Genomic DNA, 26,088 nt, shown 5'->3' on the forward strand with positions numbered 1-26,088 from the left:
GCGGCCATGTCCGATACATCCGAGCACATCGTCATCGTCGGCGCCGGCGCGGCCGGCCTGATGGCGGCGCGCGAGCTGGCGCGTGCCGGCCGGAAGGTGACGATTCTGGAGGCGCGCCAGCGCTGTGGCGGCCGCATTCATCCGCTGCCGGCCTCGGATTTCGGCTATCCCGCCGACGGCGGCGCTGAGTTCGTCCATGGCGAGGCGCCGGTCACGCGCGCACTGCTGCGCGAGGCCGGGCTGTCCCTCCAGGAGCTTGAAGGCGAGCAGTGGAGCTTTGACGGGACCAAGCTCTCCCGCGAGGAGCGCCTCGATCCGCATGAGGCGGAGCTTCAAGCCGTGCTGCGGGACTTGAAGGACGACCTCACGGTCGCCGACTTCCTGCGCCGGTATTTCGCCGGGGACGACTACGCGCCGATGCGCCATTCGATCGAACGCATGGTCGAGGGTTATGACGCGGCCGATCCTGAGCGCGCGTCCACGCTGGCGCTGCGCGCGGAATGGATGGATGGCGGACATGCTCCGCAGGCGCGCATCGATGGCGGATACGGCGCGATGATCGACGTGCTGGCCGCCGACTGCCGCAGGCACGGCGTCACCATCCGCCTCGGCAGCGTCGTGTCGGCCATTGCGGAGGAGGGCGGCGCGGTGGCCGTTCGCTGTGCCGGCGGCGATGTGCACGCCTGCGATCGCGTGATCCTCACCGTGCCGCTGCCGCTGCTGCGCGAGATCGCGCTGCCGGCGGGCGCGCGCGCGAAGCTCGCTGCTGCCGACGATATCGGCTTTGGCAACGTCATCAAGATCCTGCTGCGCTTTGCGCGACCATGGTGGCGCGAGCGCAACGACAAGCTCGCGGACATGACGTTCCTCTTGTCCGACCAGGCGATCCCGGTGTGGTGGACGCAATATCCGAGCCAGCATGCCGTGCTCACGGGCTGGTTCGGTGGCCCGCGTACGACAGAGCTGGACAGCCTCGATCCGCAGGGACTGATCGATGTCGGGGTCGATTCGCTCGCCGTCGTCTTCGGCCTGCCGCGCGATGACATCGCGCGCGAGCTGGTGGCGACGGCGGCGACCAACTGGGCGCATGATCGCTTTGCGCGCGGCGCCTATTCGTGGGCGACGCCGCGGACGCGGGAGGCACAAGCGATCCTCGTACGTGCCGATGGGCGGGTGCTGTTTTCCGGCGAAGCGCTCTATCGCGGCCGCGACATGGGCACGGTCGAGGCGGCGCTCGCGAGTGGCCTGGAGACAGCGGGGGCGATTTTGCAGGGATAGCAAAAGAGGCCCGCATCGCGGCGGGCCTCTTGTCTTGTGTCTTACCAGCGACCGCCGCCAAAGCTGAACGTCACGCCGGGACCTCCGCCGTAATAGCCGTACGGTCCGCCGCCGTAATAGCCGTGGTGCCGCGGGTAGTAGCCGTAGCTTCTGTAATAGGGCCGGTAATAGCTGTGATGACGCCCCCAATGATGGTGGTAACCATGCCAGCGATGGTACCTGCGGTGCGCGCTAATGTCGGTGGACTGGCTTTCCTGCACGGTCTGCTTGGCGCTTACGCTGCCGGCCGCGCTCGCCGCCGATCCGCCAGTAAGCGCCGCAGCGCCGACGGCCATCGCGACAATGAGATATTTCATGTCATCACTCCAGTTGAATGTCGTGTGACAACACATGAGCATCCGGCGCGTTCCCGCCAGTGCGGGCGTCGAAACGACGCAGACGTGAGTTCCGATTAACGCGCGTTAACGTCTGTGGATGTTCGAACGCCGCGTGTTCTATTGTCGCATGACCGCGCGTCGCCTCCGGACTCGTGCCCCGGACGCAGTGCAGCGTCTCTTCGACGATGCGCTGCTGAGCCGGGGCGCATGTTCCTGGTCTGACCGCTGCATGGGTCCCGGCTCTGCGCAGCAGCGCAAAGAGCGCTGCAGCGCGTCCGGGACACGAGAGTGGGCACGCAGATTTTCGCAAACACTCTCACGGATGCGGATCGGGAAAGCCGTGGCGCTCGGAGAGCGCGGCGAGGATGGCGTCCTTGTCGGCGACGAAGGCGCGGCCCTGGTGGCTGCCGGTCTGGTGCGGCGAAGTCGCCCCAGTCGCGAGCACGAGCAGCGGCAGCGACTGGTTCTCCTCGCCGACCAGCGTGATCACGGCTTGCCGCGGCCGTGGCCAGGGGATCCGCTCGACGTCGAGCTTGTCGGCGAGCTGTGGAAACGAGGCCAGCACGCCCTCGATCAGCGCACAATGCCAGCAATAGAACCGGCGGCCCGGAAAAGCCGGATCCTCGAACCCGGGACGCAGCAGGTACAGGCGGTCGCGCGTCATGGGTGGCTCCGAAGCATGGCCGCCTTGCTGAGGATCAAGGCGGCGCGGTCTGGCCGGCCTAGTGTCGAGGCCCCAAATGGTTGGGGATCGATGAGGTTAAGAAAGAACGCCATGCCGGGGCCGATCAGTCAACCGCCGTCGCTCGCTGACGTCGCGACATTGCCGGAGCTCTTGCGCTGGCGCGTCCGTGCGACGCCGACGGCAGAGGCCTATCGCCATTTCGATGCGGCGGCAGGGCGCTGGATCAGCCGGTCCTGGCAGGAGATCGACGCGGAATTCGAGCACTGGCGGCGGGCGTTGGCTGCGGAGGGTTTTTCACCCGGCGAGCGCGTCGCCATCCTGATGCCGAACGGCATTGCGCACGTCGCGATGGACCAGGCGGCGCTGGCGCGCGGGCTCGTGCCGGTGCCGATGCATGCCGTCGATAACCCCGATAGCATCGCCTACATCCTCGCCGATTCCGGCGCGCTGCTGCTGTTCGTGGATACGCTGGCGCGCTGGCAGGCGATCACCGCCACCGGCCAGCCGCTCGACCATCTCAAACGCATCGTCTGCGCGGATGCGGCGGGGCTCACTGCCGCCGATGCCCGTATCGTCGCGCTCGACCGCTGGCTCGCAGAATCCTCCGGCGTAAGCGCGCCGCTGACTGACGTCGCGGTCGAGCCGGGCGATCTTGCCGCCATCGTCTATACCTCGGGCACGACCGGCCGGCCCAAGGGCGTGATGCTGTCGCATGGCAACATCGTCGCCAACGTGAAGGCCGTCGCGCAGCGCATCGCGGCCGTGCCGAACGACGTGTTCCTGTCCTTCCTGCCGCTCTCGCACACCTTCGAGCGTACCGGCGGCTATTATTATCCGATCGCGGTGGGGGCCTGCGTCGCCTATGCGCGCTCGGTGCCGCAGCTGGCGGAAGACCTGAAGATGGTTCGGCCGACGGTGCTGGTCTCGGTGCCGCGCATCTATGAGCGGATCTACGCTCTGATCATGCAGCATCGTGCGGCCGCCGGTGGCGCAGAACGCGCGCTGCTCGATCTTGCGCTTGCCGTCGGGGGGCGGCGCTTCGATGCGCGGCAAGGGCGTGGTTCGCTGTCGCTGTTCGACCGGCTTGCCTGGCCGCTCCTGAAGCGCTTCGTCGCCGACAAGGTGCTGGCCCGGTTCGGCGGACGCCTGCGTGTTGCGGTCTCCGGCGGCGCGCCGATCGCCGAGCCGGTCATCCGCCTGTTTCTCGCGCTCGGGCTCGACATCCTCCAGGGCTACGGCATGACCGAGACCTCGCCAGTCGTTTCCGTCAATACGCCCGACGACAACGATCCGTCCTCGGTCGGGCGCGTCCTGGACGGAACAGAGGTCAGGCTCGGCGAGCGCGATGAGCTGCTTGTTCGCGGACCCGGCGTGATGCTCGGCTACTGGCATAATCCGGAGGAGACGCGCAGGGTCAAGCAGGTCGACGGCTGGCTGCACACCGGCGATCAGGCCCGCATCGCGAACGGGCGCATCACCATCACCGGCCGCATCAAGGACATCCTGGTCACTTCAACCGGCGAGAAGATCGCGCCGGTGGATCTGGAGACCGCGATCCTCGCCGACCCCTTGTTCGAGCAGGCGCTGGTGATCGGCGAACAACGGCCGTTCCTCACCGCGCTGGTCGTGCTGAATACAAGAGCCTGGGAGCAGGAGAAAGAAAGGCTCGCGGCGAGCGGCAACCAAGGCGCCGCGGCGGAACGGACCGCGCTGCTGGCCAGAATAGCGGCAGCCGTGAAGGCCTATCCGTCCTACGCGACACCGCGCGCGGTATGGTGGACGTTGGATCCGTGGACCATTGCCAGCGGCTTGCTCACGCCGACACTGAAGAACAAGCGCCCCGCGCTGGAGCGCCGCTTCGCCGCCGAGATCGAGCAGATCTACGCCAAGAAGCCCGTGGTGATAACGTCGACGTGATTTCGCCTCGCGTCGCCCTTGATCCAGCGCAACTTTGGCCGCCGCCGCCCGATGCAATGTCGCTGCGACATTGGAATGAGAGATCGGGGCAGGTCATGAAGGCGTATTTCATCGGCGGTGGCATTGGATCGCTCGCAGGCGCAGCGTTTCTCGTTCGCGATGCGCAGCTGCCGGGGCGCGACATCGTGATCTACGAGGCGCAGCCGCTGATCGGCGGTAGCCTCGACGGCGCGCAGCTCGCGAACGGCGCCTACTCGCTCCGCGGCGGGCGCATGCTCACCACCGACCATTACGAGTGCACCTGGGATCTGCTCTCGCGCATTCCCTCGCTCGAACATCCCGGCCTCAGCGTGCGCGAGGAGACGGTCGCGTTCAACGTGGAGAATCCGGCGCACTCCCGGGCACGTCTGGTCGACCGCAATTGCTTCAAGGTCGATGTTTCGCATATGGGCTTCTCCGCGCGCGACCGGCTCGAGCTGCTGCGGCTCACCGAGGCTGCGGAGGAGACGCTCGGCAATAGCCGCATCACCGACTGGCTGTCGCCCGGATTCTTCGAGTCCAATTTCTGGTACATGTGGCAGACCACCTTCGCCTTCCAGCCCTGGCACAGCGCGGTCGAGCTGAAGCGCTATCTGCATCGCTTCATGAACGAGTTTCCGCGCATCGAGACGCTCGGCGGCGTCAAGCGCACCGTCTACAATCAGTATGACGCGATCGTGCGGCCGCTCGCCGACTGGCTCAAGCGCCAGGGCGTGCAGTTCGTGCGCGGCACGCGCGTCATCGACATGGCGTTCGAGGCCGACGGCGCGCGCGTGCGGGTGCGCCAGCTCACGCTGGACCGCGACAGCCGCACCGCCAACGTCCGGCTCGAAGACGACGATCTCGTCTTCTTCCAGAATGGCTCGATGACGGACGCATCGAGCCTGGGCACGATGACCGAGCCGCCGCCGCGCCTGACCAAGGCCGACAGTCAGGGCTGGGCGCTATGGGAGACGATCGCGAAAGAACGTCCCGAATTCGGCAATCCGTCGGTGTTCAACGATTCGATCCCCGAATCCTATTGGCTGTCCTTCACCGTCACCTGCCGCGATCCGCGGTTCTTCGACCAAATGGAGGCGTTCTCCGGCAACAGGGCCGGCACCGGCGGGCTCGTCACGTTCAAGGATTCCAACTGGCTGATGTCGGTCGTGCTCTATCACCAGCCGCATTTCACGGGACAACCGAGGAACGTGCAGGTGTTCTGGGGGTATGCGCTGCATCCCGATCGCATCGGCAATTTCGTGGCAAAGCCGATGTCCGATTGCGGCGGCGCCGAGATCCTGAAGGAGCTCTGCGGTCACCTGAACTTCGATTCCGCCGTGTTCGAGGATGCGATCTGCATTCCCTGCCGCATGCCTTACATCACCAGCATGTTCATGCCGCGCAATCTGGCCGACCGGCCGCTGCCGGTGCCCAAGAATTCCGTCAATCTCGCCTTCGTCAGCCAGTTCGTCGAAATTCCCGATGACGTCGTGTTCACCGTCGAATATTCGGTGCGCGCGGCGCAGATGGCGGTCTATCAGCTCATGAAGATCGATCGCCCTGTGCCGCCGGTGACGCGGCACGACAAGTCGCTCGCCGTGATCTTCGCGACGCTGGAAAAGGCGTTCGCGTGATGGATGGAGCTACTTGAACGGGTCCTGGATCGACGGGACCGACTGGCGGATGCGGCGCACGCTGACCGGCGTGCCGTCGGAGACGAACAAGAGCTCGTAGGTCCGCCCCTCGTTGTCGGTCGCCGAGCAGGTGACGTCGTTGACCTTCCGGGCGGCGAAATTGCCAGTCTGGCGGCAGAGACCCGTGGAGGTCTGCTCGGCGGGCACCGGCAGGCCATCGACCTTTGGCCGGTCCTTGGAGTTGAGCAGCATGCGATCGATCGGCAGCTCGTAGGAATTGTCGTCGGCGCGTTTGCCGTTCTCGCCGGAGAACGACACGACGTGGCTGTCATCGGAGGGGTCGTCGACCGCGACCGCGAAATTGACCCGGCCCTTGTCGCCATGGGCATAGGCCACCGTCTTGCACGGGAAGGTGCGGCCTTGGACCCTGAACGTCTTGCAGTGGCCTGACATCAGCGCCAGGAGATCGATGAAGGCGTTCTGCTGCGCCAGCGGATTGTTCACCGGGAGGGGTTTGGAAGTCTCGGCAAAACAAGGACTTGCCAAAGCCACGAGCAACGCGGCGAGGACCGGTCGGCAGAGGCGCATCGTCGGGCTCATGTGCCAGGGGGCCGTTGCGGCGGAGAGGCTCCGCACCATAACCATCGAACCGTAAATTGGTTGCGATCCTGTTCGCTTTGCAATTCCCGCCTGGAATACCACCGCGCTCATCCCCGACGACGATTCGTACAAATCGCACAACCCGTCCCATCAGGCACATGCCATCAGGGCGGTGTTTTTTTCGTGGCGGAGCTAGCCCATCGCCGCCTGCCAGCGTGCATCTCGAAGTGAGGGCCGGCGATGGAGGCGGGCGTCCAGCAGGGCACGGGCGCGGGGCAGCTCACCGCTACGCATCAGTGCGACGATAAAGGTGTCCTCGATCAGCTCGCGCTGGGCGTGGCTGCCGCCGATGCGCACGACCTCGCCGAGCACCGGCGCGAGCATCTGCACGCAAGTCCCGTAATCCTCGTCCGCGAACGCCCGGAAGATCGTCGGCACCACGGGGCCGGCCGGCAGCTTGCCGTCAGCGAGCCGCTGCTCGATCACCGCAAGGCGCGCGGCGAGCGCTTCGCGATTCTGCGTCGCGGCCGCGAACAGAGCCATGTGGACGTCGGCAAAGGACAGGCTCGATTTCGGAAACAGTTTCTGCGCGGCGGTGTCAGCTTGCAGCCACAGCGCCTTCGGCACGGCATGGCCGTAAGCCGACAGGCGCCAGAGCAGCGAGGCGCTGTCGGTGATGACGTTGAGCGGCGGCGCCTGCGTCGCGGCGGGCTGAAGCACGTCGGCATAGATCGCAAGCGCCCGTGTGGCATTGCCATATTCAAGCGCGCCGAGCGCCTGATGCCAGCGGATATGGCCGTGCAGGATTCCGGCGCGGTCGTAAGTCGGGATCCATTCGTCGACGAGACGGTCGGCCGCGTCGATCGATCCATCCTCGAACATCGCATGCAGCACCGCGTGCGCGGCATGGGCATTCGCCCGGCGCAGATTGAAGCCGCGCTCGGTGACGGCGCGACCGCGCGCGACGTCGCCATTCTCGGTCATCGCCCAGCCGGACATCGCGAGGAACCACCAGTCCTCGCCGTAATGCTGCGCGACGCGCTCGCAGAGCTCGTGCCGGGCGCGATCGTGGTCTGCCATGCCGGAGAAGGCGAACAGGCCGAACGCGCCGAGCGGCAGCGACAGCACCAATGCGTCGCGGGGCCATGCGTCGATGTGCTTCAGCGTCGAAGCGATCGCCTCCGGCAGCCGGCCCTCGATCGCGAGCGCCAGCGTCTCGACATGCGAGCGCTCGCGCTCGGTGCCGCGCTTGGCCACCAGTTCGCGCGCCAGCGCCGCCTTGCCTCGGGCGAGATCGCCCTGCTGGTAGAAGGCATGCACGCGGCCGCGAGCGATATGGGCCAGCGCGAAATCCGGGTCAGCCGCAATCGCGCGCTCCAGCGTCTCCGCCGTGCCGGTCCACCCCGCGAGCATCAGGTCGGCGCCGTCGCGATAGGCGCCTGCTGCCTCATGCGAGGTGGTGGAGAGCGGCAGGCCGTAGCGGTCTTCAAGCGCCATCGTTGTCTCCCGTTCTCAAGCCGTCCGCGCGCGGCGGCCTTCGATCGGATAGGCCGGATCGTTATAGCCGGGCGTCGAGGGGTGACCCGGCGTCACCAGCCGGTCGATCAGCGCCTCGTCCTCCGCGGTGAAACGATAATCGAGCGCGCTGACGTAGCCGTCCCATTGCTCCTCGGTGCGGGGACCGGCGATCACCGACGAGACGAAGGCGGAGTTCAACACCCAGGCGACCGCGAACTGGCCGGCGGTGATGCCTTTCTTCTCCGCATGGGTCTTGATCTCCTGCGCGAGCTGGAGCGATTCCGGCCGCCATTCCGTTTGCATCATGCGGGTGTCGTTGCGGCCCGCGCGCGTCTCTTTGTCGGGGGCTGCATCGGGCCTGTACTTGCCGGTGAGCACGCCGCGCGCCAAGGGACTATAGGGCACGATGCCAAGGCCGTAATAGGAACAGGCCGGAAAGTGCTCGACCTCGGGCATGCGGTTCATCGCGTTATAGTAAGGCTGGCTCACCGCGGGCCGGTCGATGCCGAGCCGATCGCAGATGTTGCAGATCTCGGCGACGCGCCAGGCGCGGTAGTTCGAGACGCCGAAATAGCGCACCTTGCCGGCGCGGATGAGGTCGCCCATCGCGCGCACCGTCTCCTCCAGCGGCGTCGCATGGTCTTCCTTGTGCAGGTAGTAGATGTCGATGCGATCGGTGCCGAGCCGCCTCAGGCTTTCGTCGGCGGCCTGCAATACCCAGCGTCGCGACAGCCCGCCGCGATTGGGATCCTCGCCCATGGGGTTGGCCAGCTTCGTCGCGAGCACCCAGTCGTTGCGATTGCTGGCGATGGCGCGGCCGACGACCTCCTCGGACGCGCCCTTCGAATAGGCGTCCGCCGTGTCAATGAAATTGATCCCAGCATCGCGCGCCTTGTCGATGATCCGCTTTGACGCGGCTTCATCGGTCGGCCCGCCGAACATCATGGTGCCGAGACAGATCGGCGACACTTTCAGGCCGCTGCGGCCGAGCTGACGGTATTGCATGAGCGGGTCCTCGAGATATCGTTGGATGGCAGCATAGCCATCCCATCTCGTCATTGCGAGCGCAGCGAAGCAATCCAGAACTGCATTCGCGGCAAGATTCTGGATTGCTTCGCTGCGCTCGCAACGACGGTGTGGGGCGCGCCTGTGCCTCATATTCGGTGTCATCGTCCGCGAAGGCGGACGATCCAGTATTCCAGAGGTCGCAGTGATGGAGCCGACAAGCCGCGGCGTACTGGATTCCCCGCCTTCGCGGGGAATGACAGCGGTGGCGTGTTGGCAGCGGGGCTGCCTAGCCTGTGACTACGCCGGACCTTTCAAAATCTTGAACACGCCGTTCGCCATCACGATGCAGCGGTTGTCCACCGTCACCTCGGTGCTCATGAAGATCAGGCTGCGAGTCGAGCGCACCACGCGCGGGCGGGAGATCAGGATGTCACCGATCTGGCCGGCTTCCACGAAGTGGGTGTCGAGCTGCACCGTCGCCATGAACTCCTTGCCGGAGACGTAGCGGGCGGTCATGCCGCAGGTGCGGTCGGCGAACGTCATCATCACGCCGCCCTGGACCATGCCGCGGCGGTTGTGGTGCTTGTCTTCGGTGGCGAGTGCGAATTCGTATTGGCCGTCGACCTTGCGCTCCCACAACGGGCCGATCAGGTGCAGGAAGCCCGTGGTCTCAAGGATGCTCCAGCCCTCTGATTTGAGCCTTGCGGCGGCCTTGTTGGTCATCTCGTCGTCCGTTCCTGTGCGGGCTCATTTCATCGGGGCCGGACGTGGTGTAGTCAAGCATCATGAGACCGTTCGACGATGCCACACGGCGGAATATCGCGGAGGCCTGCGCAGCCTTCAGGCGGCTGGGGGACGATGATGCGCCGGCGACGCTGAAGCGCGCTGCGGTGGCGGTTGCGCTGACCGCGAGTGAGGGCGACGACACTGCGCTGCTGCTCACGCTGCGGGCATCGCATCTGCGCGCCCATCGCGGTCAATGGGCGCTGCCTGGCGGCCGCTGCGATCCCGGCGAGACGCCGGTCGACGCGGCGCTGCGCGAGCTCGACGAGGAGCTCGGCCTTCGCCTCAACGATGCGGATGTGCTCGGCACGCTGGACGATTACCCGACACGTTCCGGCTATCTGATCACGCCGGTCGTGGTCTGGGCCGCCGATAGCGCCGCGATCAGACCGAACCCGGACGAGGTCGCGTCCGTCCATCGCATCGCGCTCGCCACGATCGAGCGCGACGATGCCTTCGATTTCACCGCGATCCCCGAAAGCAGCCGCCGCGTGATCCGCTTCCATCACCAGATGAGCCTGATCCACGCCCCGACGGCAGCGCTGATCTATCAGTTCCGCGAGGTGCTGGCGGGGCGGCACACCCGCGTCACCGACCTGGAACAGCCGGTCTTTGCCTGGAAGTGACGATGGTAAACGGCGCGTTAACGTGACGGTTACCGGATGCCTGCTAAGAGGGCAGCATGCATCACATACCGATTCGACGCGTCCTGACGCTGGTTCCATTCGCGCTCGTGCTGCTCGCGCCGGCCGCGCGCGGCGGCGAGGCCGACACGCTGCCGCCGGCCGCTCGCAACGCCAACGCCCAGCTGCTGTCGCAGTTTTTCGCGCAAGGTGGGGGTGCGTCTCCGGCCGTGCTCGAATATCGCCGCAAGCTCGCGGAATATCAGGCCGCGCGTGCCGCCTTCGATGCCGAGGCCGGCGCTTATTGGAGCCTGATCTCCGAGAAGCGGAAGACCCGCAACGCCAAGCGGCGCAGCGGACAGCAGATCACGCTCGACGATTACGTGCTGGAGCATCCGCCGCTCTATACCGGGCCGAAGCGGCCGGTGAACCCAGAGCCGGAAGAGACGCCGGAGCGCCCGCCCCGAAAGCCCATTCCGGTTGTCGCCGATTTGCTGCGTGCGGCGCAGGAGCTCTACCAGTTCACGCCGCAACGCCCGTCCGGCGAGCTCGAGTTCAAGCGCGCCTATGCGCGCTATGCACTGGCCTTAGGGCTGACACGCGAGCAGGCGGTGCGGGTCTATTCGTTCGAAACCGGTGGCACCGGCAGTTACGACGTGCAGGCCGGCATCGAGCATGGCGGCAAGCGCGCGATCTCGACCGCGATGGGCTATAACCAGCTGCTGACCACCAACAGCGTCGAGCTGCTCGCCGAGCAGGGGCATGAATTCATTCGTGCGCTCTCGGAGAAGGTGGCGCGAACCTCGGGGCCTGCGCGCCAGGCGCTCGAGCACAAGCTCGCCGTGCTGAAGAAGATGGTGGCCCACGCGAAGTCGGTGCCCGACACCTGGTCGGAGCACGAGAAGATCGGCAACACGCCGCAGGGCTGGGCCATGCATGCGATGGTGCTGGACATCGACATCGGGCCGATGCTGCAGACCCATAAGCTGCTGACCTCGGTGCTGTTCGCCCGCGCCAAGGGATACAGCCGCCCGCTCACTGCGGCCGAGCTCGAGATGATGAACCTCACCGGCGACGGCACCGGCCTCGACATGGTGACGATGCCACAGGCGATGCGCGAGCAGGTGCCGACCTCGAACTTCTTCCAGCGCGGCGGCTATGAGCGCAACCCCGTCGCGATCCGCCACAACACGGTGGCGAAGTTGCTCGCAGTGACGGATGACCGCATGGACTCGAACAGCAGCAAAGCCGGCGCAAGGGAGCTGGCGGGGGCGTTTTGAGAGCTTTCGCTCTTGCCACGTCTTCCGCTGTCATGCCCCGGCTTGACCGGGGCATCCAGGGCGCCGCGGCGTCTCCGTGTTCAACCGCGCTCTCTGGAATACTGGATCACCCGCCTTCGCGGGTGATGACACCGTGTATGTGGCGCTGCTTCGGCCGTCTCTACTGATCCGGCCCGAACTTGAACTTGCCGTCGCCCTCCAGATACGGGCCGGTGCGCATGTAGAGCTGGCCGTTGTGGCCGATGAAGAACAGCGTGCCCTTGGGCACCTTCTTGGCGCCCTTCAGCAGCTCGCCGGCGTTGCTGGTGCCCATCTTGTAGGAATAGGTCTTGCCGTCCTTGTCGTAGGCGTAGCCCGTGTCGGGCCTGAGCTCCCAGGGCGTCGCTGCGGTTTGCGCCAATGCGGGCGCCGCGAACGCGCCGAGCGCGGCTGCGATTGCAAATGTCTTGATTGAAAATGCCGTCATCCCATCCTCCCACGGTCGGGACATTCCAGGCTTGAACAAATCACGAACGATGTGTCCGGGTCAATTTGCGAAAGCGCCGCAGCGCATCACGTCTTGCCCAGCAGCTTGTGATTTTCCCTTCGTCCCCTCGCGACTATGTTCCGCTTTCCGTCTAGAACGCAACTCGACAAAATTATCGGTGGGGATGATTCGGATGCGCCATGTGATCAAGTTTTGCTGGGCCGCTGTAGTGTCGCTGACGGCGCTGGCGCCGGCAGCCCGGGCCGATGATTACCAGCTCAGCCACAACCAACGAATTTCGTGCAGCCGCGGCCTTGCCCCGGGCAAGCTGAACACGGCGACCTGCAAGTCCTATACCTACCTCTTCAACACCAGGACCTCGGAATATTTCCGCTGCCAGGTCTCGCTGGCGCTGACCCGCGACAACAAGGAAGTCATCAACGTCCAGACCGACGGCGGCTGCACCAAGAAGCCGCGCATCTTCGAGACCGACGGCAAGTATGATTTCGACGCGACCGAGACCGAGCCGCCGAACACCAACTCGTTCTTCGGCCCCGGCGGCTATTCGGTCTGGGCCGCCGACGTCACCGCGCAGAAGGTGCGCGGCTGCATCATCATCTCCTCCGGCCTCGGCTCCGATATCTCCAAATGCCTGGACATGACGTTCCAGTGAGGGGGCTGGGCATGGTGTGTTCAATCGCCGCCTCGTAGGAGGTGCGCTCCCTCCCCCGCCTGCGGGGGAGGGTGGGGAGAGGGTGTCTCCGCATTGGGACAATCCCCTAGAGGAAAGAGCCCTCACCCGGCGCACGGGACGATGCTGCGCATCGCCCGGCCGCGCCGACCTCTCCCGCATGCGGGAGAGGCTGCACCGAGCCTGCGACACGAGCGCTCGATCCTCATATGAGGCCGCTCATCGCCCACTGCGCCACGTCGCCGCACCTGTCCGGTTCCCGAAAAGATCGAGCCGGATCGGCCATTTGCCGCAGTCCTGTTTTGCCTTTTGGATGGGTTGACCCGCACCCCTCATCCGGCCAATTTCGCCGCCGGTTTGGGGAGTACAACAACCATGAAACGAACGATTTTCGGCGTGGCCGCGGCTCTTGCTCTGGCGGCGTCGGCACCTTGCGCGCAGGCGCAATCCTTCATCAACGTGCTGACCGGCGGCACCTCGGGCGTCTACTATCCGCTCGGGGTCGCGATCGGAAAGATCTACGGCGACAAGATTCCGAACGTGAAGACGCAGGTGCAGGCCACCAAGGCGTCGGTCGAGAATTTGATCCTGCTGCAGCAGGGCCGCGGTGAGCTGGCGTTCACGCTGGGCGACTCGCTGAAAGCGGCCTGGGACGGCGAGGAGGAGGCGGGCTTCAAGACCAAGCTCGACAAGCTCCGGACCATCGGCGCGATCTATCCGAACTATATCCAGATCGTCGCGACCGCGGACAGCGGCATCAAGACGCTGGCCGATCTCAAGGGCAAGAGCCTGTCGGTCGGCGCGCCGAAGTCGGGCACCGAGCTGAATTCCCGCGCGATCCTCAGCGCAGCCGGCATGAGCTACAAGGATCTCGGCAAGGTCGAATATCTGCCGTTCGCCGAATCCGTCGATCTCATGAAGAACCGGCAGCTCAACGCCACGCTGCAATCGGCCGGGCTGGGCGTCGCCTCGCTGAAAGACCTGTCGACCTCGAGCCCGATCACGGTGGTGTCGGTGCCCAAGGAGACGGTCGACAAGATAGGCCCGCCCTTCGTCTCCGCGATCATTCCGGCCAACACCTATACCGGCCAGGACAAGGACGTGCCGACTGCGGCCGTGATCAATTATCTCGTCACGAGCTCGGCGGTGTCGGACGATCTCGCCTATCAAATGACAAAACTGGTCTACGAGTCGCTGCCCGAGCTCGCCAACGCGCACGCGGCCGGCAAGGAGATCAAGCTCGAGACGGCCGCCAATGGCAGCCCGGTTCCGCTGCACCCCGGCGCGATCCGCTATTACAAGGAAAAAGGGCTGATCAAGTAAGTCGCTCGGTCGTCATTCCGGGGCGGCTCGCCAGAGCCGAACCCGGAATCTCGAGATTCCGGGTTCGATGCTGCGCCTCGCCCCGGAATGACGGAGAGAATGATCGTGGATGCCCGGGATAATCCCGGGCATGACGTTTTTGGGGCCCCGTGCCAATGCTATCTGGCATGGACAGGCTGAGGACGAATGAGATGCTGGAAAAGGTAGAGGGCACTGAAGCTGCGCCCGTCAAGGTCGAGTTCGACAATTTCGAGCATGGCTTTCCGGAAGGGTTCGGCCCGGGCTGGTGGGGCGCGCTCGCCTATTGGGTCGGCATCGCCTTTGCCACCTTCCAGCTCTATGTCGCTGCCTTCAACTATCTGCCGAGTCAGGTGGTGCGCGGCGTCCACGTCGGCTTCCTGGTCCTGCTCACCTTCGGCCTGATCGCCAACTTCACTGCCAAGAGCAATTTCGGCCGCGCGCTGGGCTGGCTGATCGGCGCTGCCGGCTTTTTCTGCGGGCTCTATCAGTGGATCTTCTACGCGGACCTGATCGCGCGCGACGGCGATCCGACCAGGCTCGACCTCGCCGTCGGCACGCTGCTCGCGGTGCTGATCTTCGAGGGCACGCGGCGGCTGATGGGCGCGGCGCTGCCGCTGATGTGCGGCGCGTGCCTCGTCTACTGGTTCTTCGGGCAGTACCTGCCGTCGCCGCTCAACCATCGCGGTTACGATTTCGACCAGATCGTCACGCACCTGTCGTTCGGCACCGAGGGCTTCTACGGCGTGCCGATCTACGTCTCGGCGACCTACATCTTCCTGTTCATCCTGTTCGGCTCGTTCCTGGAGCGTGCCGGCATGATCCAGCTGTTCACCGACGTTTCGCTCGGCCTGTTCGGCCGCACCCGCGGCGGACCTGCCAAGGTCGCGGTGTTCGCCTCGGGCATGATGGGCACGATCTCCGGCTCGGGCGTCGCCAATGTCGTCACCGTCGGCCAGTTCACGATTCCCTTGATGATCAAGTTCGGCTACCGCCGCGCCTTCGCGGCCGGTGTCGAGGCCACGGCCTCGATGGGCGGCCAAATCATGCCGCCGGTGATGGGCGCGGTGGCCTTCATCATGGCCGAGACGCTCGGCGTGCAATATTCCGAGATCGTGAAGGCGGCCGCGATCCCCGCCATCCTCTATTTCGCCTCGGCGTTCTGGATGGTGCATCTGGAAGCCGGCAAGCACGGTCTCACCGGCATGAAGCGTTCGGAAACCCCGAGCGCCTGGAAGGCGCTGGTGAAGGGCTGGTATCTCGTGCTGCCGCTCGCAGCCCTCGTCTACATGCTGTTCGAAGGCTTCACGCCGCTCTATGCCGGCAGCATGGGTCTCGCGCTGACCGTGGCGCTGATCCTGGGGACCAGCATCACGGCGGGCGTCTCGGCGACAATCATCCGTTATATCTTCTGGATCGGGCTCGCGCTGGTCGTCGCCGCGCTGTCGCGCGATGGCCTCCAGATCGTGCCGGTCGCGTCCGTCGTGGTCGGGCTGATTTTGATCACCGCCTTCGTCCGCGGTGGACTGAAAGCATTGCGCGCCTGCCGCGACGCGCTCGCCGAGAGCGCGAAATCCGCCATCACCGTCGGCATGGCCTGCGCCATCGTCGGCGTCATCATCGGCATGATGTCGCAGACGGGCGTCGGCACCATCTTCGGGGGTTGGGTGATCGGTCTCGGCGAGAAGAGCCTGTTCCTGGCGCTGGTCATGACCATGCTGCTGTCGATCCTGCTCGGTACCGGCATTCCGACCATCCCGACCTACATCATCACCGCCGCGCTTGCCGCGCCAGCGCTCGCGAAACTTGGTGTGCCGCTGATCGCGAGCCACATGTTCGCGTTCTACTACGGCATCATGGCCGACCTGTCGCCGCCGGTGGCGCTCGCCGCGCTCGCAGCCGCGCCGATCGCCAAGGAGAACCCGGATAAGATCGGCTGGGAGGCGATGCGCATCGCGCTCGCCGGCTACGTCATTCCCTTCATCTTCGTCTATTCGCCGGCATTGATGCTGCAGGCCGGCGATCCCATGGCGGCCAAGCTCGGTTTCTATGGCGCAGTCGCGCTGGCAAGCTTCAAGGCGCTGGTCGCGATCGCCCTGTTCGGCATGGTCGCAATCGGCTTCCTGTTCACGCGACTAGCGCTGATCGAGCGCCTGGTCGCGCTCGGCGCCGCGTTCTGTCTGCTCGGCGAATTCCCGTTCAGCGACACCGCGGGTTTTGTGCTCGCTGCGGCGCTCGTGCTGTGGCAATGGCGGCAGCGTCCGCCGGCAGTGGTCGAGGCGGCGTGAGCCTCTGCTTCGCAACGGCGGTCGGCGTGAAGGCGCTGGCGCTGTCCGCGTTCACGCTTGTCTGGACGCATTCGATCGCGAAGGTCGACTGGCAGGAGGACTGGCGGGTGACGCCCGCCGGGCTCGCGCTGGTGCAGGCCCGCGTCAAGGGCACCGGCCCCGGCATGGAGCCGCCGCCGGAGGCGCGGCTGATCGACGACTGGTTTCAGTGGCAGCCGAAGCGGAGGCCGATGCAAGAGGTCGTGCTTGGCAATTCTGGTGCGGCCGGGGAGTGGAGGCTATGCCATGATGGAAAGTGCCGGACGTTGTCGGAGATTGTCGGGCATCCGATCGGTGCTAACGTCACGACGATGAGCGTCTGCAAGGATCCGTAGCCCGGATGAGCGCAGCGATATCCGGGAACGGCTGTCCCGAATGTCGCTGCGCTCATCCGGGCTACAAGAACAACAAGGGAGATACGCGATGGATCGGCTCAAGGGCAAGGTTGCGATGGTGGTGGGGGCCGGCTCGATCGGACCGGGCTGGGGCAATGGCAAGGCGACCGCGGTGACCTTTGCGCGCGAGGGCGCGCAGGTGTTTTGCGTCGATCGCAATGGTGCGGCGGCCGAGGAGACCGCGAAGATCATCGCCGACGAAGGCGGCAAGGCGACGGCGTTCACGGCCGACGTCTCACGGCCTGCCGAGATCGAGGCGATGGTGGCGGCGTGCCTGAAGGCCTATGGCCGCATCGACGTGCTCGACAACAATGTCGGCATCGCCGAGATGGGTAGTGTGGTCGAGGTGAGCGAGGAGAGCTGGGACCGCGTTTTCAGCGTCAACCTCAAGAGCGCCTATTTCGCCATGAAGCACGTCATCCCCGTCATGGTGAAGCAGGGCGGCGGTTCGATCATCAACATCTCCTCGATCGCCTCGATCCGTCACATGGGCATCTCCTATGTCACCTACGGCACCTCGAAGGCGGCGATGAACATGATGACGCGCACCACCGCGATCGAGTTCGCGCGCCACAATGTTCGCGTCAACGCGATCCTGCCCGGCCTGATGAAGACGCCGATGGTGGAGCATTCCGCCGGTCTCGCCGCCAGCTACGCCAAGGGCGATGTGGAAGCGATGTGGCGCGCCCGCGACGCGCAAGTGCCGATGGGCCATATGGGCGATGCCTTCGACGTCGCCAACGCCGCGCTGTTCCTGGCCTCGGACGAGTCGAAATATGTGACGGGGATCGAGCTGGTCGTGGACGGCGGGATCACCTGCAAAGCGGGGGCATAGGCGCCTCATACTCCACTGTCGTCCCGGACAAGCGCGCCTCAAGCGCGCGCCGATCCGGGACCCATAGCCACAGGGTGGAGTTGTTTTGCCAAACAGTAACTCCGAATCATCGTAACCACATCTGCCTGTGGTTATCGTGACGAGCGCAAGCGCTCGCGCGGGGGTCCCGGATCTGCGCTCCGCTCCAGTCAACGCTGCGCGTTGTCCATAGCTGCGCTTGTCCGGGACGACAGCGGAGTGTTGGGTGGCTTACTGCGCCAGCGCCAATATCCCGCCGGCGAACGAATGCCACGCTGCCGTCTCGCTGACTGGCCAGTTCAGCACCTTCACCGCCAAAAGCGCGAGCGTGCCGTAGATGTAGACCGGATGCACGCGACCTTCGGTGCGCCAGTCGCGTACCATGGCGACGACGAGCAGAAGGGACGCGACCACAGCCGGCGCAATCGTCACGGGCACCGGCGGCGGGCCGGGCGGTCCGGGAGGTGCGAGGAAGGTCAGGAACCAACGCGCAATCGCGGCATCGAGGATCGAGACCGCCGCCAGCAGCATCAGGCGCTTGTGGATCTCGGGCCTGCGCGTGTTCACGATCGCCAGCACGAACACGATTGCGAAGAACGCAATCCCGCTCATTGGCACGATCGAGAAAGCAATACCGGCGTCCTTCTGCCCGAGCGCGGCGGAATGCTGCATCACGTGCACGGAGGCGAGGAAGCCGAAAATCGTCATCGCCGTCGCGAGCGAAACGCCGGCGATGCCGAGCGAACGGTGATTGACCACGCGGCCCGAGGCCGCGAGCCAGGTCTGGACCACGAAATAAAGCGACCAGGTGAAAAACAAGAGTCCGTGAAAGTGAATCACGGGACTTGCGGAGAAGGTCCGCTGGGCGAGCGGCACCCAATAGGTTGGTGCGAAGCCGAGAAAGGCGGTGGCCGCGCAGGCGAGGGCCATGTGGAAATAAAAATATCGTGCAGGCGACGCATCACGCGCGCGTACACGACGGTCGTCGATCAGGGTCGTCATCAGGAGTGAGTCTCGGGAGGCGGGGTTTGGTTCAACGTCCGCTGTCGTCTCGGACAAGCGCAGCGCAGATCCGGGACCCATAATCAAAGGCCGTGGTTATTGCACTCGCTGGCAACTCCGAGTCTTCGCCAAACACAATGTCGTGGCTATGGGTCCCGGATCGGCGCGCGCCTTTGGGCGCGCTTGTCCGGGACGACGGCGAGATTGTTGGATTCATCCCCCCGCGCTCAATTCTGCGCGATCGAGCTCTTCCTCGAGCCGATGGAACGCGTCGTCGCCGATCACCTCGGTGGCGCGGAGATCGAAGATCGATTTGCGCGCCGCTTCGATGGCGCGGCGGCGCAGGGGATCGGCGGGCAGTTCGCGGTTGGCAATGCCGCCGTTCGGATCGGTCTCGGTCTGCATCAGGATGGCACGATATTCGAGCCGCAGGATCTCCGCCTCCTCCGACGGATCGCTCTCGATCGCATCGAGCGCGGCGCGATAGGCGACCGCGCGCCCGCGGGCGACTTCGATGCCGACGGGATCATCGTCCTTGAGGTCGAAGGCGAGGATCAGCGGCCGCAGCGTCAGGCCCTGAATCACCAGCGATCCCAGCACCACCGCAAAGGCGATGAAGACGATGAAGTCGCGATAGGGAAAATTCTCCGGCAGGGCAAAGGCGGTGGCGAGCGTGACGAGGCCGCGCATGCCGCACCAGGAGATGATGAGTCCGCCCTTGGCCGAGGCGACCTGCTTCGGATCCTTCGGATGATAGATCCCGTGGGCGACCAGCACGCGCAGCGTCGTGCGGTAGAACGTCACCCAGAACAACCGGACCAGAACCACTGTGAGCAGTATCCAGGCAGCGGCCACGCAATATTCCCAGCGCACGTCCGCGTCCAGCCGCGTCCAGATCGGCCGCATCTGCATGCCGATCAGCATGAAGGCGAGCACGTTGAGCACGAACACCGTCGTCTCCCAGACCGCATAGGACGGCACCCGCAGCCGCGCCGGCATGCGCTCCCCTGCCGTGCGCGCGAGGGTGATGGCGTAGACGACGATGGTGAGGATACCGGAGAGGCCGAGATGCTCGGCGGCGATCCAAATCATGAAGGTGGTGGCGAATTGCACGATGATGGCGCTCGGCGCCTCCGTCACCCGCTCCATGAACAGCGGGATGATGCGGCCTGCGGCGAGCCCGGCGATGACGCTGCCGACCAGCGCCAGCGCCATGGTCGGTGCGACCTGGCTCCACGCCAGATGCTCGGTGGCGACCGCGCCGACGGCGATGCGATAGATCAGAAGCGCGCTGGCGTCGTTGAGCAGGCTCTCGCCCTCCAGGACTTTCACCATGCGGTAGGGCAGTTTCACCTGGCTCAGGATCGCGACCGCGGCAGCCGCATCCGGCGGTGCCACGATGGCGCCAAGCGCGACCGCTGCGGCCCAGGGCATATCAGGCATCAGCCGGTGCGCGACGAAGGCGACACCGGCCGTGGTCAGGCCGACCGCGGCGACGACCAGGGTCGAGACCGGAACCCAGTTGTTGCGCAGATCGCGCAGCGAGGTGTCGAAGGCGGCGTCGAGCAGGACCGGTGCGACAAAAAGGGCCAGCGCCAGGTCCGGCTCCAGCGTCCAGGACGGGCTCGACGGCACGAACGCGATCAGCGCGCCGCCGATGGCGAGAAAGGTCGGGTAGGGGACCTTGATCCGCCGCGCCAGCGCCGATAAGCCAACGGCGCCGAGAAGCAGCGCGATGATCCATTCGAATGTCGACACGTTGATCCCCGAAGCCGATTTGATCGGTACTACAAGCTAGCACCAATCTGGCCGTATGATGGATAGTACGGCCCCAAGGCAAGACCTAAGGCAAGCCCTCAAGACAAGACCTCCGACTGTAACAAGCATGCGTTTTCTCATTCACCTGTTCGGCGCCGGGCTGCTCTATGCACTCTCGCTGGCTCCGGCCGATGCGGCGACCGGCGACGAGCCGGTTGCCGTGACGCAGGTCGATGTCGCGCCGTGCCTCGCGGCGACCGCGGCCGATGATATGGACAAGGCTGCCACGGCCTGCGCCGCCGTGATCGACAATGAGAAGACGGCGAAGGGGGACCTGATCAAGGCGCTGATCGCGCGCGGCGCGCTCTATGCGCGGCACGACCAGGTCGACCGTGCCATCGCCGACGACAGCCGTGCTTTGCTGCTCGACCCCGGCCTTGCGGACATCTTCAATGCGCGCGGCGAGCTCTGGCTGAAGAAGGGCGACAAGCCCAAGGCAGTGCAGGATTTCGGCGCGGCGCTCAGAATCGATCCGAACCACGCGAAGGCCAAGGCCAATCACAAGGCGATGGCGCGCGAGATCGAGCGGATAGGCGCGCAGATGGCGGTCGCCGGCAAGCCCAGCTTCAATTGCGCCCGAGCGCGTCGTGCGGTGGAAAGAGCGATCTGCGGCAACCGCGAGCTAGCCGATCTCGATCGCGAGGTCTTTGCCTCCAATGCCCGTGCGATCCGGGAGGCGCGCAATGCGGCTGAAGCGAAGGCGCTCCAGCGCGAGCAGGACGAGTTCATCGCGCGCCGCAACGCCGATTTCGGCCGGCCGGGCTACGACCTGAAGAAGGCGATGCAGGAGCGCTTGCAGCGGCTGAACGGGGTGGATGGGTATTGAGCTGTTCGCCTCTCCCCGCAAGCGGGGCGAGGGAGAGAAGCGCCGGTGCTCGCCCGACAGCCCCTCATTGAACCCATCCCTTGCCAGCCGCGACAACGGTGAGAACCCGACGTCACGGAGCCCTATGTCATGTGCGGCACTCTAGCCTCCGCGCACGCGCTTTCGCCTGCTAAAATCTCGCTTCGCGCCTTCTTCCTTGGCGCGGCAATGAGTCTTGTTCTCGCGGCCCCAGCCTCGGCAAGCACCGAGTGTGTGCTGGGCAGCAAGTCTGTCCCGGACGAGTTGATCCCGGCGTGCAGCGCCATCATCGACCAGACCGCAAATCCGACCTCCGATCGTAGCGCGGCCCTCGTCGTCCGCGCCGAAGCCAATGCGCGAACCCTCGGAGGCCAGTCACAGGCGCTGCGGGATCTGGACCGCGCCATTGCGCTCGACGGCAAGAATGCAAAGGCCTGGCGCGTGCGCGGCGACCTCCTGCGCGAGGCCGGCGGCAACCTCAATCGGGCCGCGGCGGATCTGACCAAGGCGATCGAGCTCGATCCGCAGGATGCGGAATCCTACGAGTTGCGCGGCGTCGTCTACACCAATCAGCGCCGGCTCGACCGTGCGCTCGCTGATTACGACCAGGCGATCAAGCTGAAGCCGGACGATGCGCAAGCCTGGTCCGACCGCGGGGTGGCCTATTATCTCGGCGGCGACAACGAGAAGGCGATCAGGAATTTCGACGAGGCGCTGCGGCTCGATCCAAACCGCGCGCGCACCTACACCAATCGCGGTGCGGCCTATAAGAAGCTCGGCCAGCTCGACAAGGCGGTCGCCGATGACGGTGAGGCGATCAGGCTCGATCCGAAGGTGCCGGAGTATTACGACAACCGCGGCCTGACCTATGCTGCGATGGGCGAGTACGACAAGGCGATTGCCGATTACGACCAGGCGATCCGGCGGGAGCAGCGCGCCAACTTCCTGACCAACCGCGGCGATTCCTATCAGTTCAAGGGCGAGCTCGGGGCAGCGCTGAGCGACTACGAGGCGGCGTTGAAGCTCGATCCTAATTTCGCAAAGGCCTACAACAACCGCGCGGTGCTCTACAAGAAGATGGGGGAGCGCAAGAAGGCGCTGGCCGATTATGAGACGGCGCTCAAGCTGGACCCCGGCAACGAGAATGCAGCGAACGGCCGCCGCAGCATGATCGCCGAGATCGCCAGGTTCGGCGCGGCGCCCACGGGCCCGATGCATGCGCGCTCGGCCGACGATAGCGGTCCGTCCTTCGATTGCGCCACGGCCAAGCGCGAGGTCGAGAAGGTGATCTGCGCCGATCCGCAGCTGGGCGTGCTGGATCGCCAGATCGCCGAGGCCTATGAGCGCGTGCTGCGGGCTGCGAAAGGACGTTTCGCGGGCGACCTGCGTAAGACGCAGCGCGATTTCCTCGTCACGCGCGATGCGAGCTTCCGCCGGCCCGGCTACGATCTGAAGAAGGTCATGCAGGAGCGGTTGCAGAAACTGAATGCGATGGAGAGCTAGCTGCTCTTCGCCTCTCCCCGCCTGCGGGGAGAGGCCGGAATTTGCGACAGCAAATTCCGGGTGAGGGGGACTCTCCGCGAGTCCAACTCTCACCGCCCCCGGGGAGAGTCCCCTCACCCCAACCCTCTCCCCGTAAGAACGGGGCGAGGGAGTGCACTGCCGATGCGGCAGGCACCAGCTGCGCCTCCCCCGAAAGGCCCATCCTTTTCGACTTGAACCGCGGCCCGTTCCCGCGAAAATAAGCCCCACAACAAGGCCGGCAATTGATCCTGGTCATGGCGGGGCGCCTGTCCTGCCACAAGGGTCAAGGCCAGGCGAATAAAGGCACGGGAGCGCGGGAATGAACGTCCAAGGAAACGTCGACGGCAAAAGTCGTTATCATGAGGTCCATGCGCGCTCGCTGGCCGATCCCGAAGGTTTCTGGGCCGAGGCGGCCAAGGAGATCGACTGGATCGAGCCTCCGACGAAGATCTTCGATCCCTCGCAGGGAACCTACGGCCACTGGTTTGCTGGCGGCGTCGTCAACACCTGCTATAACGCGCTCGATCGCCATGTCGAACGCGGCCGCGCCGACCAGGTCGCGCTGATCCATGATTCGCCGCTGACCAATTCGGTCACCAAGCTCACCTATGCCGAACTGCTGAACGAGGTCCAGGCGCTCGCCGCAATCATGCAGGACTTCGGTGTCGCCAAGGGCGACCGTGTCATTCTCTATATGCCGATGGTGCCGGAGGCGGTGGTCGCGATGCTCGCCTGCGCGCGGCTCGGTGCGGTTCACTCGGTGGTGTTCGGCGGCTTTGCCGCGAAAGAGCTTGCCACCCGCATCGACGATGCGCAGCCCAAGCTCATCCTCTCCGCGAGCTGCGGCATCGAGCCCGGCCGCATCGTGCAGTACAAGCCGCTGCTCGACGAGGCGATCAGGCTTGCCGGCAGCAAGCCGAAGGCCTGCATCGTGCTGCAGCGCCCGCAGCTCACCTGTGAGATGACGCCAAGCCGCGACTACGACTGGGCGAGCCTGCGCCGCAAGGCGCTGAACGACGGCAAGAGCGCGGCTTGCGTGCCTGTCGCCGCGACCGATCCGCTCTACATCCTCTATACCTCCGGCACGACCGGCGTGCCGAAGGGCGTCGTGCGCGACAATGGCGGCCATCTCGTTGCGGTGAAATGGTCGATGTTCAACCTTTATGGCGTCAAGCCGGGCGAGGTCTGGTGGTGCGGCTCCGACATCGGCTGGGTGGTCGGCCACAGCTACATCGTCTACGGCCCGCTGCTGCACGGCGCGACCACGATCATGTACGAGGGCAAGCCGGTCGGCACGCCCGATGCCGGGGCGTTCTGGCGCGTGATCTCCGAGCACAAGGCGGTGGCCTTCTTCACCGCGCCGACCGCGTTCCGCGCGATCCGGAAAGAGGATCCGGAAGGAAAGTTCATCCGGCAGTACGATCTCTCCAAGTTCCGCACGCTGTTCCTCGCCGGCGAGCGCGCCGATCCGCCGACGGTGGAATGGGCGGAGCAGCAGCTGAAGGTGCCGGTGATCGACCATTGGTGGCAGACCGAGACCGGCTGGTGCATTGCCGGCAATCCGGTTGGCCTCGGCATGCTGCCGGTGAAGCACGGCTCGCCGACGGTGCCGATGCCGGGCTACCAGGTCGATGTCGTCGATGAAGCGGCAAAGCCGGTCGGCCCCAACACCATGGGCTCAATCGTCATCAAGCTGCCGATGCCGCCGGGCTGCTTGCCGACGCTGTGGAATCAGGACGAGCGCTTCAAGGAGTCATACCTCAGCGAATTCCCCGGTTATTACAAAACGTCTGATGCCGGCTATAAGGACGAGGACGGCTATGTCTTCGTCATGGGCCGCACCGACGACATCATCAACGTCGCCGGCCATCGGCTCTCCACCGGCGGCATGGAGGAGATTTTGGCCTCGCATCCCGATGTCGCCGAATGCGCCGTGCTCGGCGTCAAGGACGCGATCAAGGGCGAGGTGCCCTGCGGCTTCCTGGTGCTGAAAGCGGGCGTGAAGCGCCCGCCTGCCGAGATCGAGAAGGAGATCGTCGCACTGGTCCGCGACAAGCTCGGTCCGGTCGCCGCCTTCAAGCTCGCCATCACCGTCGGCCGCCTGCCCAAGACGCGCTCGGGCAAGATCCTGCGCGGCACCATCAAGAAGATCGCCGATGGCGAATCCTGGACCATGCCGGCGACGATCGAGGATCCCAAGGCGCTCGACGAGATCGGGGAGGCGCTGAAGGGACGGGTGTGAGGCGATCGCGGGCCGTCTCTCCGACCTCAGCTGTCATCACCCGCCTTGTGCGCAATTGCGCACTGGGGCGGGTGATCCAGTACTCCGAGGCCGTAGTGTGACCCAATGACTGCCGCGGAGCACTGGATTCCCCGCCTTCGCGGGGAATGACCGCGCGTGGGGGAACAGCGTCCGGGGACTTACAATCTCCGCATTCCGCGCTAAACAAGGCCGGCCAATAGGGGACCCTCGATGCCACTCGCCGCCGCGCCGCGCCTGCTGACCGCCTTCGCTCTCGCCATCGCGCTCTCCGCCTGCTCGGCGCGCTACCAGACGCCGGTGGCCGTGGGCGGCGACGACGATGACGCGGTCTGCCAGAGCCGGGGCTATGCGCAAGGCTCGCCGGAATACGTGGCCTGCCGCAAGGACCGCGACGTCCAGCGCAATGCCGCGACCGCCCGCGCCGACCGCCGCCAGCGCGACCTCGGCGAGTACATGCTGAACCATCCCGAGCGGCCGTAGGCCGCCCCGCTCAACGGAGGCCGTTATGAACGAGGACCAGTTCAACACCAGCCTGCGCAAATTCCTGAAGCAAGTCGGCGTCACCTCGCAGCGTGAGATCGAGAAGGCCGTGCGCGATGCGATCGCGGCGGGCCGGATCAAGGGCCATGAGAAGCTCAACGCGAAGATGGTGCTGACGATCGACAGCGTCGGACTCGTCCACGAGGTCAACAACACGATCGAGCTGGGCTGATTCGCCGTTCGCGTGGACCGCACGTTGACGGCTCCCGTGCCGACCGCCGCCAGCGCGATCTCGGCGAGTACATGCTGAACCATCCCGAGCGGCCGTGAGCATGGGGTGCGGGAATTATCTTGCCGCGC

At 65.4% G+C, this 26,088-nt stretch carries 24 protein-coding genes; 15 read left to right on the forward strand and 9 right to left on the reverse strand.

From position 1 onward, the window contains the following. The first annotated feature begins 6 nt into the window (after nucleotides 1-6). Complete coding sequence (locus CVM73_RS12055) at nucleotides 7-1,278, forward strand: flavin monoamine oxidase family protein (protein WP_100232208.1); 1,272 nt, start codon at nucleotides 7-9, stop codon at nucleotides 1,276-1,278. A 41-nt stretch (nucleotides 1,279-1,319) separates the two neighbouring features. On the opposite strand, the gene CVM73_RS12060 is transcribed toward CVM73_RS12055, so the two are convergent. After that, nucleotides 1,320-1,634, reverse strand: a complete 315-nt coding sequence (locus CVM73_RS12060) for a hypothetical protein (RefSeq protein ID WP_167406789.1) — start codon at nucleotides 1,632-1,634, stop codon at nucleotides 1,320-1,322. 337 nt (nucleotides 1,635-1,971) lie between these two features. Continuing rightward, nucleotides 1,972-2,319: a DUF3088 domain-containing protein gene (locus CVM73_RS12065; protein ID WP_100232209.1), complete on the reverse strand. Its 348-nt coding sequence runs from the start codon at nucleotides 2,317-2,319 to the stop codon at nucleotides 1,972-1,974. A 111-nt stretch (nucleotides 2,320-2,430) separates the two neighbouring features. Between CVM73_RS12065 and CVM73_RS12070 the strand changes: the two genes are divergently transcribed. Continuing rightward, nucleotides 2,431-4,257 carry an AMP-dependent synthetase/ligase gene (locus CVM73_RS12070; protein WP_167406790.1) on the forward strand — a complete coding sequence of 609 codons (1,827 nt, stop codon included), beginning with the start codon at nucleotides 2,431-2,433 and terminating at the stop codon, nucleotides 4,255-4,257. Nucleotides 4,258-4,352: 95 nt separating this feature from the next. Further along, on the forward strand, nucleotides 4,353-5,912 hold the full coding sequence (locus CVM73_RS12075; protein WP_167406791.1) for an oleate hydratase: 1,560 nt from the start codon (nucleotides 4,353-4,355) through the stop codon (nucleotides 5,910-5,912). Nucleotides 5,913-5,921: 9 nt separating this feature from the next. On the opposite strand, the gene CVM73_RS12080 is transcribed toward CVM73_RS12075, so the two are convergent. The 4 genes from CVM73_RS12080 to CVM73_RS12095 all read right to left on the reverse strand — a co-directional run bounded on the left by CVM73_RS12080 (nucleotide 5,922) and on the right by CVM73_RS12095 (nucleotide 9,761). Further along, complete coding sequence (locus CVM73_RS12080) at nucleotides 5,922-6,500, reverse strand: hypothetical protein (RefSeq protein WP_100232362.1); 579 nt, start codon at nucleotides 6,498-6,500, stop codon at nucleotides 5,922-5,924. A 204-nt stretch (nucleotides 6,501-6,704) separates the two neighbouring features. Continuing rightward, a complete protein-coding gene (locus CVM73_RS12085) occupies nucleotides 6,705-8,009 on the reverse strand; it encodes a tetratricopeptide repeat protein (protein WP_100232212.1) in 1,305 nt (434 codons plus the stop codon). A 15-nt stretch (nucleotides 8,010-8,024) separates the two neighbouring features. Continuing rightward, nucleotides 8,025-9,035 carry an aldo/keto reductase gene (locus CVM73_RS12090; RefSeq protein WP_167406792.1) on the reverse strand — a complete coding sequence of 337 codons (1,011 nt, stop codon included), beginning with the start codon at nucleotides 9,033-9,035 and terminating at the stop codon, nucleotides 8,025-8,027. A 300-nt stretch (nucleotides 9,036-9,335) separates the two neighbouring features. Continuing rightward, the gene (locus CVM73_RS12095; protein WP_100232214.1) at nucleotides 9,336-9,761 is read right to left on the reverse strand and encodes a PaaI family thioesterase; all 426 of its coding nucleotides are present in this window, start codon (nucleotides 9,759-9,761) and stop codon (nucleotides 9,336-9,338) included. A gap of 62 nt (nucleotides 9,762-9,823) precedes the next feature. Here CVM73_RS12095 and CVM73_RS12100 point away from each other — a divergent pair, with 62 nt between their 5' ends. Both CVM73_RS12100 and CVM73_RS12105 read left to right on the forward strand, forming a co-directional pair. Then, nucleotides 9,824-10,447 (forward strand): NUDIX hydrolase, encoded by a 624-nt coding sequence (locus tag CVM73_RS12100; RefSeq protein ID WP_167406793.1) that lies wholly within the window; start codon nucleotides 9,824-9,826, stop codon nucleotides 10,445-10,447. A 56-nt stretch (nucleotides 10,448-10,503) separates the two neighbouring features. Continuing rightward, entirely contained in the window at nucleotides 10,504-11,724 is a 1,221-nt protein-coding gene (locus CVM73_RS12105) for a hypothetical protein (RefSeq protein ID WP_100232216.1), read from the forward strand. A 160-nt stretch (nucleotides 11,725-11,884) separates the two neighbouring features. Here CVM73_RS12105 and CVM73_RS12110 read toward each other — a convergent pair whose 3' ends face one another. Further along, nucleotides 11,885-12,190: a hypothetical protein gene (locus CVM73_RS12110; RefSeq protein ID WP_100232217.1), complete on the reverse strand. Its 306-nt coding sequence runs from the start codon at nucleotides 12,188-12,190 to the stop codon at nucleotides 11,885-11,887. 193 nt (nucleotides 12,191-12,383) lie between these two features. Here CVM73_RS12110 and CVM73_RS12115 point away from each other — a divergent pair, with 193 nt between their 5' ends. The 5 genes from CVM73_RS12115 to CVM73_RS12135 all read left to right on the forward strand — a co-directional run bounded on the left by CVM73_RS12115 (nucleotide 12,384) and on the right by CVM73_RS12135 (nucleotide 17,779). After that, nucleotides 12,384-12,863, forward strand: coding sequence for a hypothetical protein (locus tag CVM73_RS12115; RefSeq protein ID WP_167406794.1), 480 nt, complete (start codon nucleotides 12,384-12,386; stop codon nucleotides 12,861-12,863). Between the two features lie 393 nt (nucleotides 12,864-13,256). Then, entirely contained in the window at nucleotides 13,257-14,204 is a 948-nt protein-coding gene (locus tag CVM73_RS12120; RefSeq protein WP_100232218.1) for a TAXI family TRAP transporter solute-binding subunit, read from the forward strand. 191 nt (nucleotides 14,205-14,395) lie between these two features. Further along, entirely contained in the window at nucleotides 14,396-16,510 is a 2,115-nt protein-coding gene (locus tag CVM73_RS12125; RefSeq protein WP_167406795.1) for a TRAP transporter permease, read from the forward strand. Then, complete coding sequence (locus tag CVM73_RS12130) at nucleotides 16,471-16,884, forward strand: DUF1850 domain-containing protein (RefSeq protein WP_100232219.1); 414 nt, start codon at nucleotides 16,471-16,473, stop codon at nucleotides 16,882-16,884. The genes CVM73_RS12125 and CVM73_RS12130 overlap by 40 nt, the downstream gene beginning before the upstream one ends. 88 nt (nucleotides 16,885-16,972) lie before the next feature. Beyond that, nucleotides 16,973-17,779, forward strand: a complete 807-nt coding sequence (locus CVM73_RS12135; protein ID WP_100232220.1) for an SDR family NAD(P)-dependent oxidoreductase — start codon at nucleotides 16,973-16,975, stop codon at nucleotides 17,777-17,779. 249 nt (nucleotides 17,780-18,028) lie between these two features. Here CVM73_RS12135 and CVM73_RS12140 read toward each other — a convergent pair whose 3' ends face one another. Next, a complete protein-coding gene (locus CVM73_RS12140; protein ID WP_100232221.1) occupies nucleotides 18,029-18,799 on the reverse strand; it encodes a hypothetical protein in 771 nt (256 codons plus the stop codon). 213 nt (nucleotides 18,800-19,012) lie between these two features. After that, nucleotides 19,013-20,557 (reverse strand): cation:proton antiporter, encoded by a 1,545-nt coding sequence (locus CVM73_RS12145; RefSeq protein ID WP_100232222.1) that lies wholly within the window; start codon nucleotides 20,555-20,557, stop codon nucleotides 19,013-19,015. A gap of 127 nt (nucleotides 20,558-20,684) precedes the next feature. Between CVM73_RS12145 and CVM73_RS12150 the strand changes: the two genes are divergently transcribed. The 5 genes from CVM73_RS12150 to CVM73_RS12170 all read left to right on the forward strand — a co-directional run bounded on the left by CVM73_RS12150 (nucleotide 20,685) and on the right by CVM73_RS12170 (nucleotide 25,960). Next, complete coding sequence (locus CVM73_RS12150; protein ID WP_167406796.1) at nucleotides 20,685-21,443, forward strand: tetratricopeptide repeat protein; 759 nt, start codon at nucleotides 20,685-20,687, stop codon at nucleotides 21,441-21,443. A gap of 129 nt (nucleotides 21,444-21,572) precedes the next feature. Beyond that, complete coding sequence (locus CVM73_RS12155) at nucleotides 21,573-22,964, forward strand: tetratricopeptide repeat protein (RefSeq protein ID WP_100232224.1); 1,392 nt, start codon at nucleotides 21,573-21,575, stop codon at nucleotides 22,962-22,964. A 340-nt stretch (nucleotides 22,965-23,304) separates the two neighbouring features. Then, nucleotides 23,305-25,227: a propionyl-CoA synthetase gene (locus CVM73_RS12160; protein ID WP_100232225.1), complete on the forward strand. Its 1,923-nt coding sequence runs from the start codon at nucleotides 23,305-23,307 to the stop codon at nucleotides 25,225-25,227. 231 nt (nucleotides 25,228-25,458) lie between these two features. Then, the gene (locus tag CVM73_RS12165; RefSeq protein WP_100232226.1) at nucleotides 25,459-25,728 is read left to right on the forward strand and encodes a hypothetical protein; all 270 of its coding nucleotides are present in this window, start codon (nucleotides 25,459-25,461) and stop codon (nucleotides 25,726-25,728) included. Between the two features lie 25 nt (nucleotides 25,729-25,753). Next, nucleotides 25,754-25,960: a DUF6494 family protein gene (locus CVM73_RS12170; protein ID WP_100232227.1), complete on the forward strand. Its 207-nt coding sequence runs from the start codon at nucleotides 25,754-25,756 to the stop codon at nucleotides 25,958-25,960. The last annotated feature ends 128 nt before the right edge of the window (nucleotides 25,961-26,088 follow it).

The sequence above is a fragment of the Bradyrhizobium forestalis genome, from assembly GCF_002795245.1.
Lineage (GTDB): Bacteria > Pseudomonadota > Alphaproteobacteria > Rhizobiales > Xanthobacteraceae > Bradyrhizobium > Bradyrhizobium forestalis.

Bases quoted from the DNA above. Each gene is read 5' to 3' on its own strand.
- CVM73_RS12055 (WP_100232208.1), top strand. From the start codon at position 7: ATGTCCGATACATCCGAGCACATCGTCATCGTCGGCGCCGGCGCGGCC.
- CVM73_RS12060 (WP_167406789.1), bottom strand. From the start codon at position 1,634: ATGAAATATCTCATTGTCGCGATGGCCGTCGGCGCTGCGGCGCTTACT.
- CVM73_RS12065 (WP_100232209.1), bottom strand. From the start codon at position 2,319: ATGACGCGCGACCGCCTGTACCTGCTGCGTCCCGGGTTCGAGGATCCG.
- CVM73_RS12070 (WP_167406790.1), top strand. From the start codon at position 2,431: ATGCCGGGGCCGATCAGTCAACCGCCGTCGCTCGCTGACGTCGCGACA.
- CVM73_RS12075 (WP_167406791.1), top strand. From the start codon at position 4,353: ATGAAGGCGTATTTCATCGGCGGTGGCATTGGATCGCTCGCAGGCGCA.
- CVM73_RS12080 (WP_100232362.1), bottom strand. From the start codon at position 6,500: ATGCGCCTCTGCCGACCGGTCCTCGCCGCGTTGCTCGTGGCTTTGGCA.
- CVM73_RS12085 (WP_100232212.1), bottom strand. From the start codon at position 8,009: ATGGCGCTTGAAGACCGCTACGGCCTGCCGCTCTCCACCACCTCGCAT.
- CVM73_RS12090 (WP_167406792.1), bottom strand. From the start codon at position 9,035: ATGCAATACCGTCAGCTCGGCCGCAGCGGCCTGAAAGTGTCGCCGATC.
- CVM73_RS12095 (WP_100232214.1), bottom strand. From the start codon at position 9,761: ATGACCAACAAGGCCGCCGCAAGGCTCAAATCAGAGGGCTGGAGCATC.
- CVM73_RS12100 (WP_167406793.1), top strand. From the start codon at position 9,824: ATGAGACCGTTCGACGATGCCACACGGCGGAATATCGCGGAGGCCTGC.
- CVM73_RS12105 (WP_100232216.1), top strand. From the start codon at position 10,504: ATGCATCACATACCGATTCGACGCGTCCTGACGCTGGTTCCATTCGCG.
- CVM73_RS12110 (WP_100232217.1), bottom strand. From the start codon at position 12,190: ATGACGGCATTTTCAATCAAGACATTTGCAATCGCAGCCGCGCTCGGC.
- CVM73_RS12115 (WP_167406794.1), top strand. From the start codon at position 12,384: ATGCGCCATGTGATCAAGTTTTGCTGGGCCGCTGTAGTGTCGCTGACG.
- CVM73_RS12120 (WP_100232218.1), top strand. From the start codon at position 13,257: ATGAAACGAACGATTTTCGGCGTGGCCGCGGCTCTTGCTCTGGCGGCG.
- CVM73_RS12125 (WP_167406795.1), top strand. From the start codon at position 14,396: ATGCTGGAAAAGGTAGAGGGCACTGAAGCTGCGCCCGTCAAGGTCGAG.
- CVM73_RS12130 (WP_100232219.1), top strand. From the start codon at position 16,471: ATGGCGGCAGCGTCCGCCGGCAGTGGTCGAGGCGGCGTGAGCCTCTGC.
- CVM73_RS12135 (WP_100232220.1), top strand. From the start codon at position 16,973: ATGGATCGGCTCAAGGGCAAGGTTGCGATGGTGGTGGGGGCCGGCTCG.
- CVM73_RS12140 (WP_100232221.1), bottom strand. From the start codon at position 18,799: ATGACGACCCTGATCGACGACCGTCGTGTACGCGCGCGTGATGCGTCG.
- CVM73_RS12150 (WP_167406796.1), top strand. From the start codon at position 20,685: ATGCGTTTTCTCATTCACCTGTTCGGCGCCGGGCTGCTCTATGCACTC.
- CVM73_RS12155 (WP_100232224.1), top strand. From the start codon at position 21,573: ATGTGCGGCACTCTAGCCTCCGCGCACGCGCTTTCGCCTGCTAAAATC.
- CVM73_RS12160 (WP_100232225.1), top strand. From the start codon at position 23,305: ATGAACGTCCAAGGAAACGTCGACGGCAAAAGTCGTTATCATGAGGTC.
- CVM73_RS12165 (WP_100232226.1), top strand. From the start codon at position 25,459: ATGCCACTCGCCGCCGCGCCGCGCCTGCTGACCGCCTTCGCTCTCGCC.
- CVM73_RS12170 (WP_100232227.1), top strand. From the start codon at position 25,754: ATGAACGAGGACCAGTTCAACACCAGCCTGCGCAAATTCCTGAAGCAA.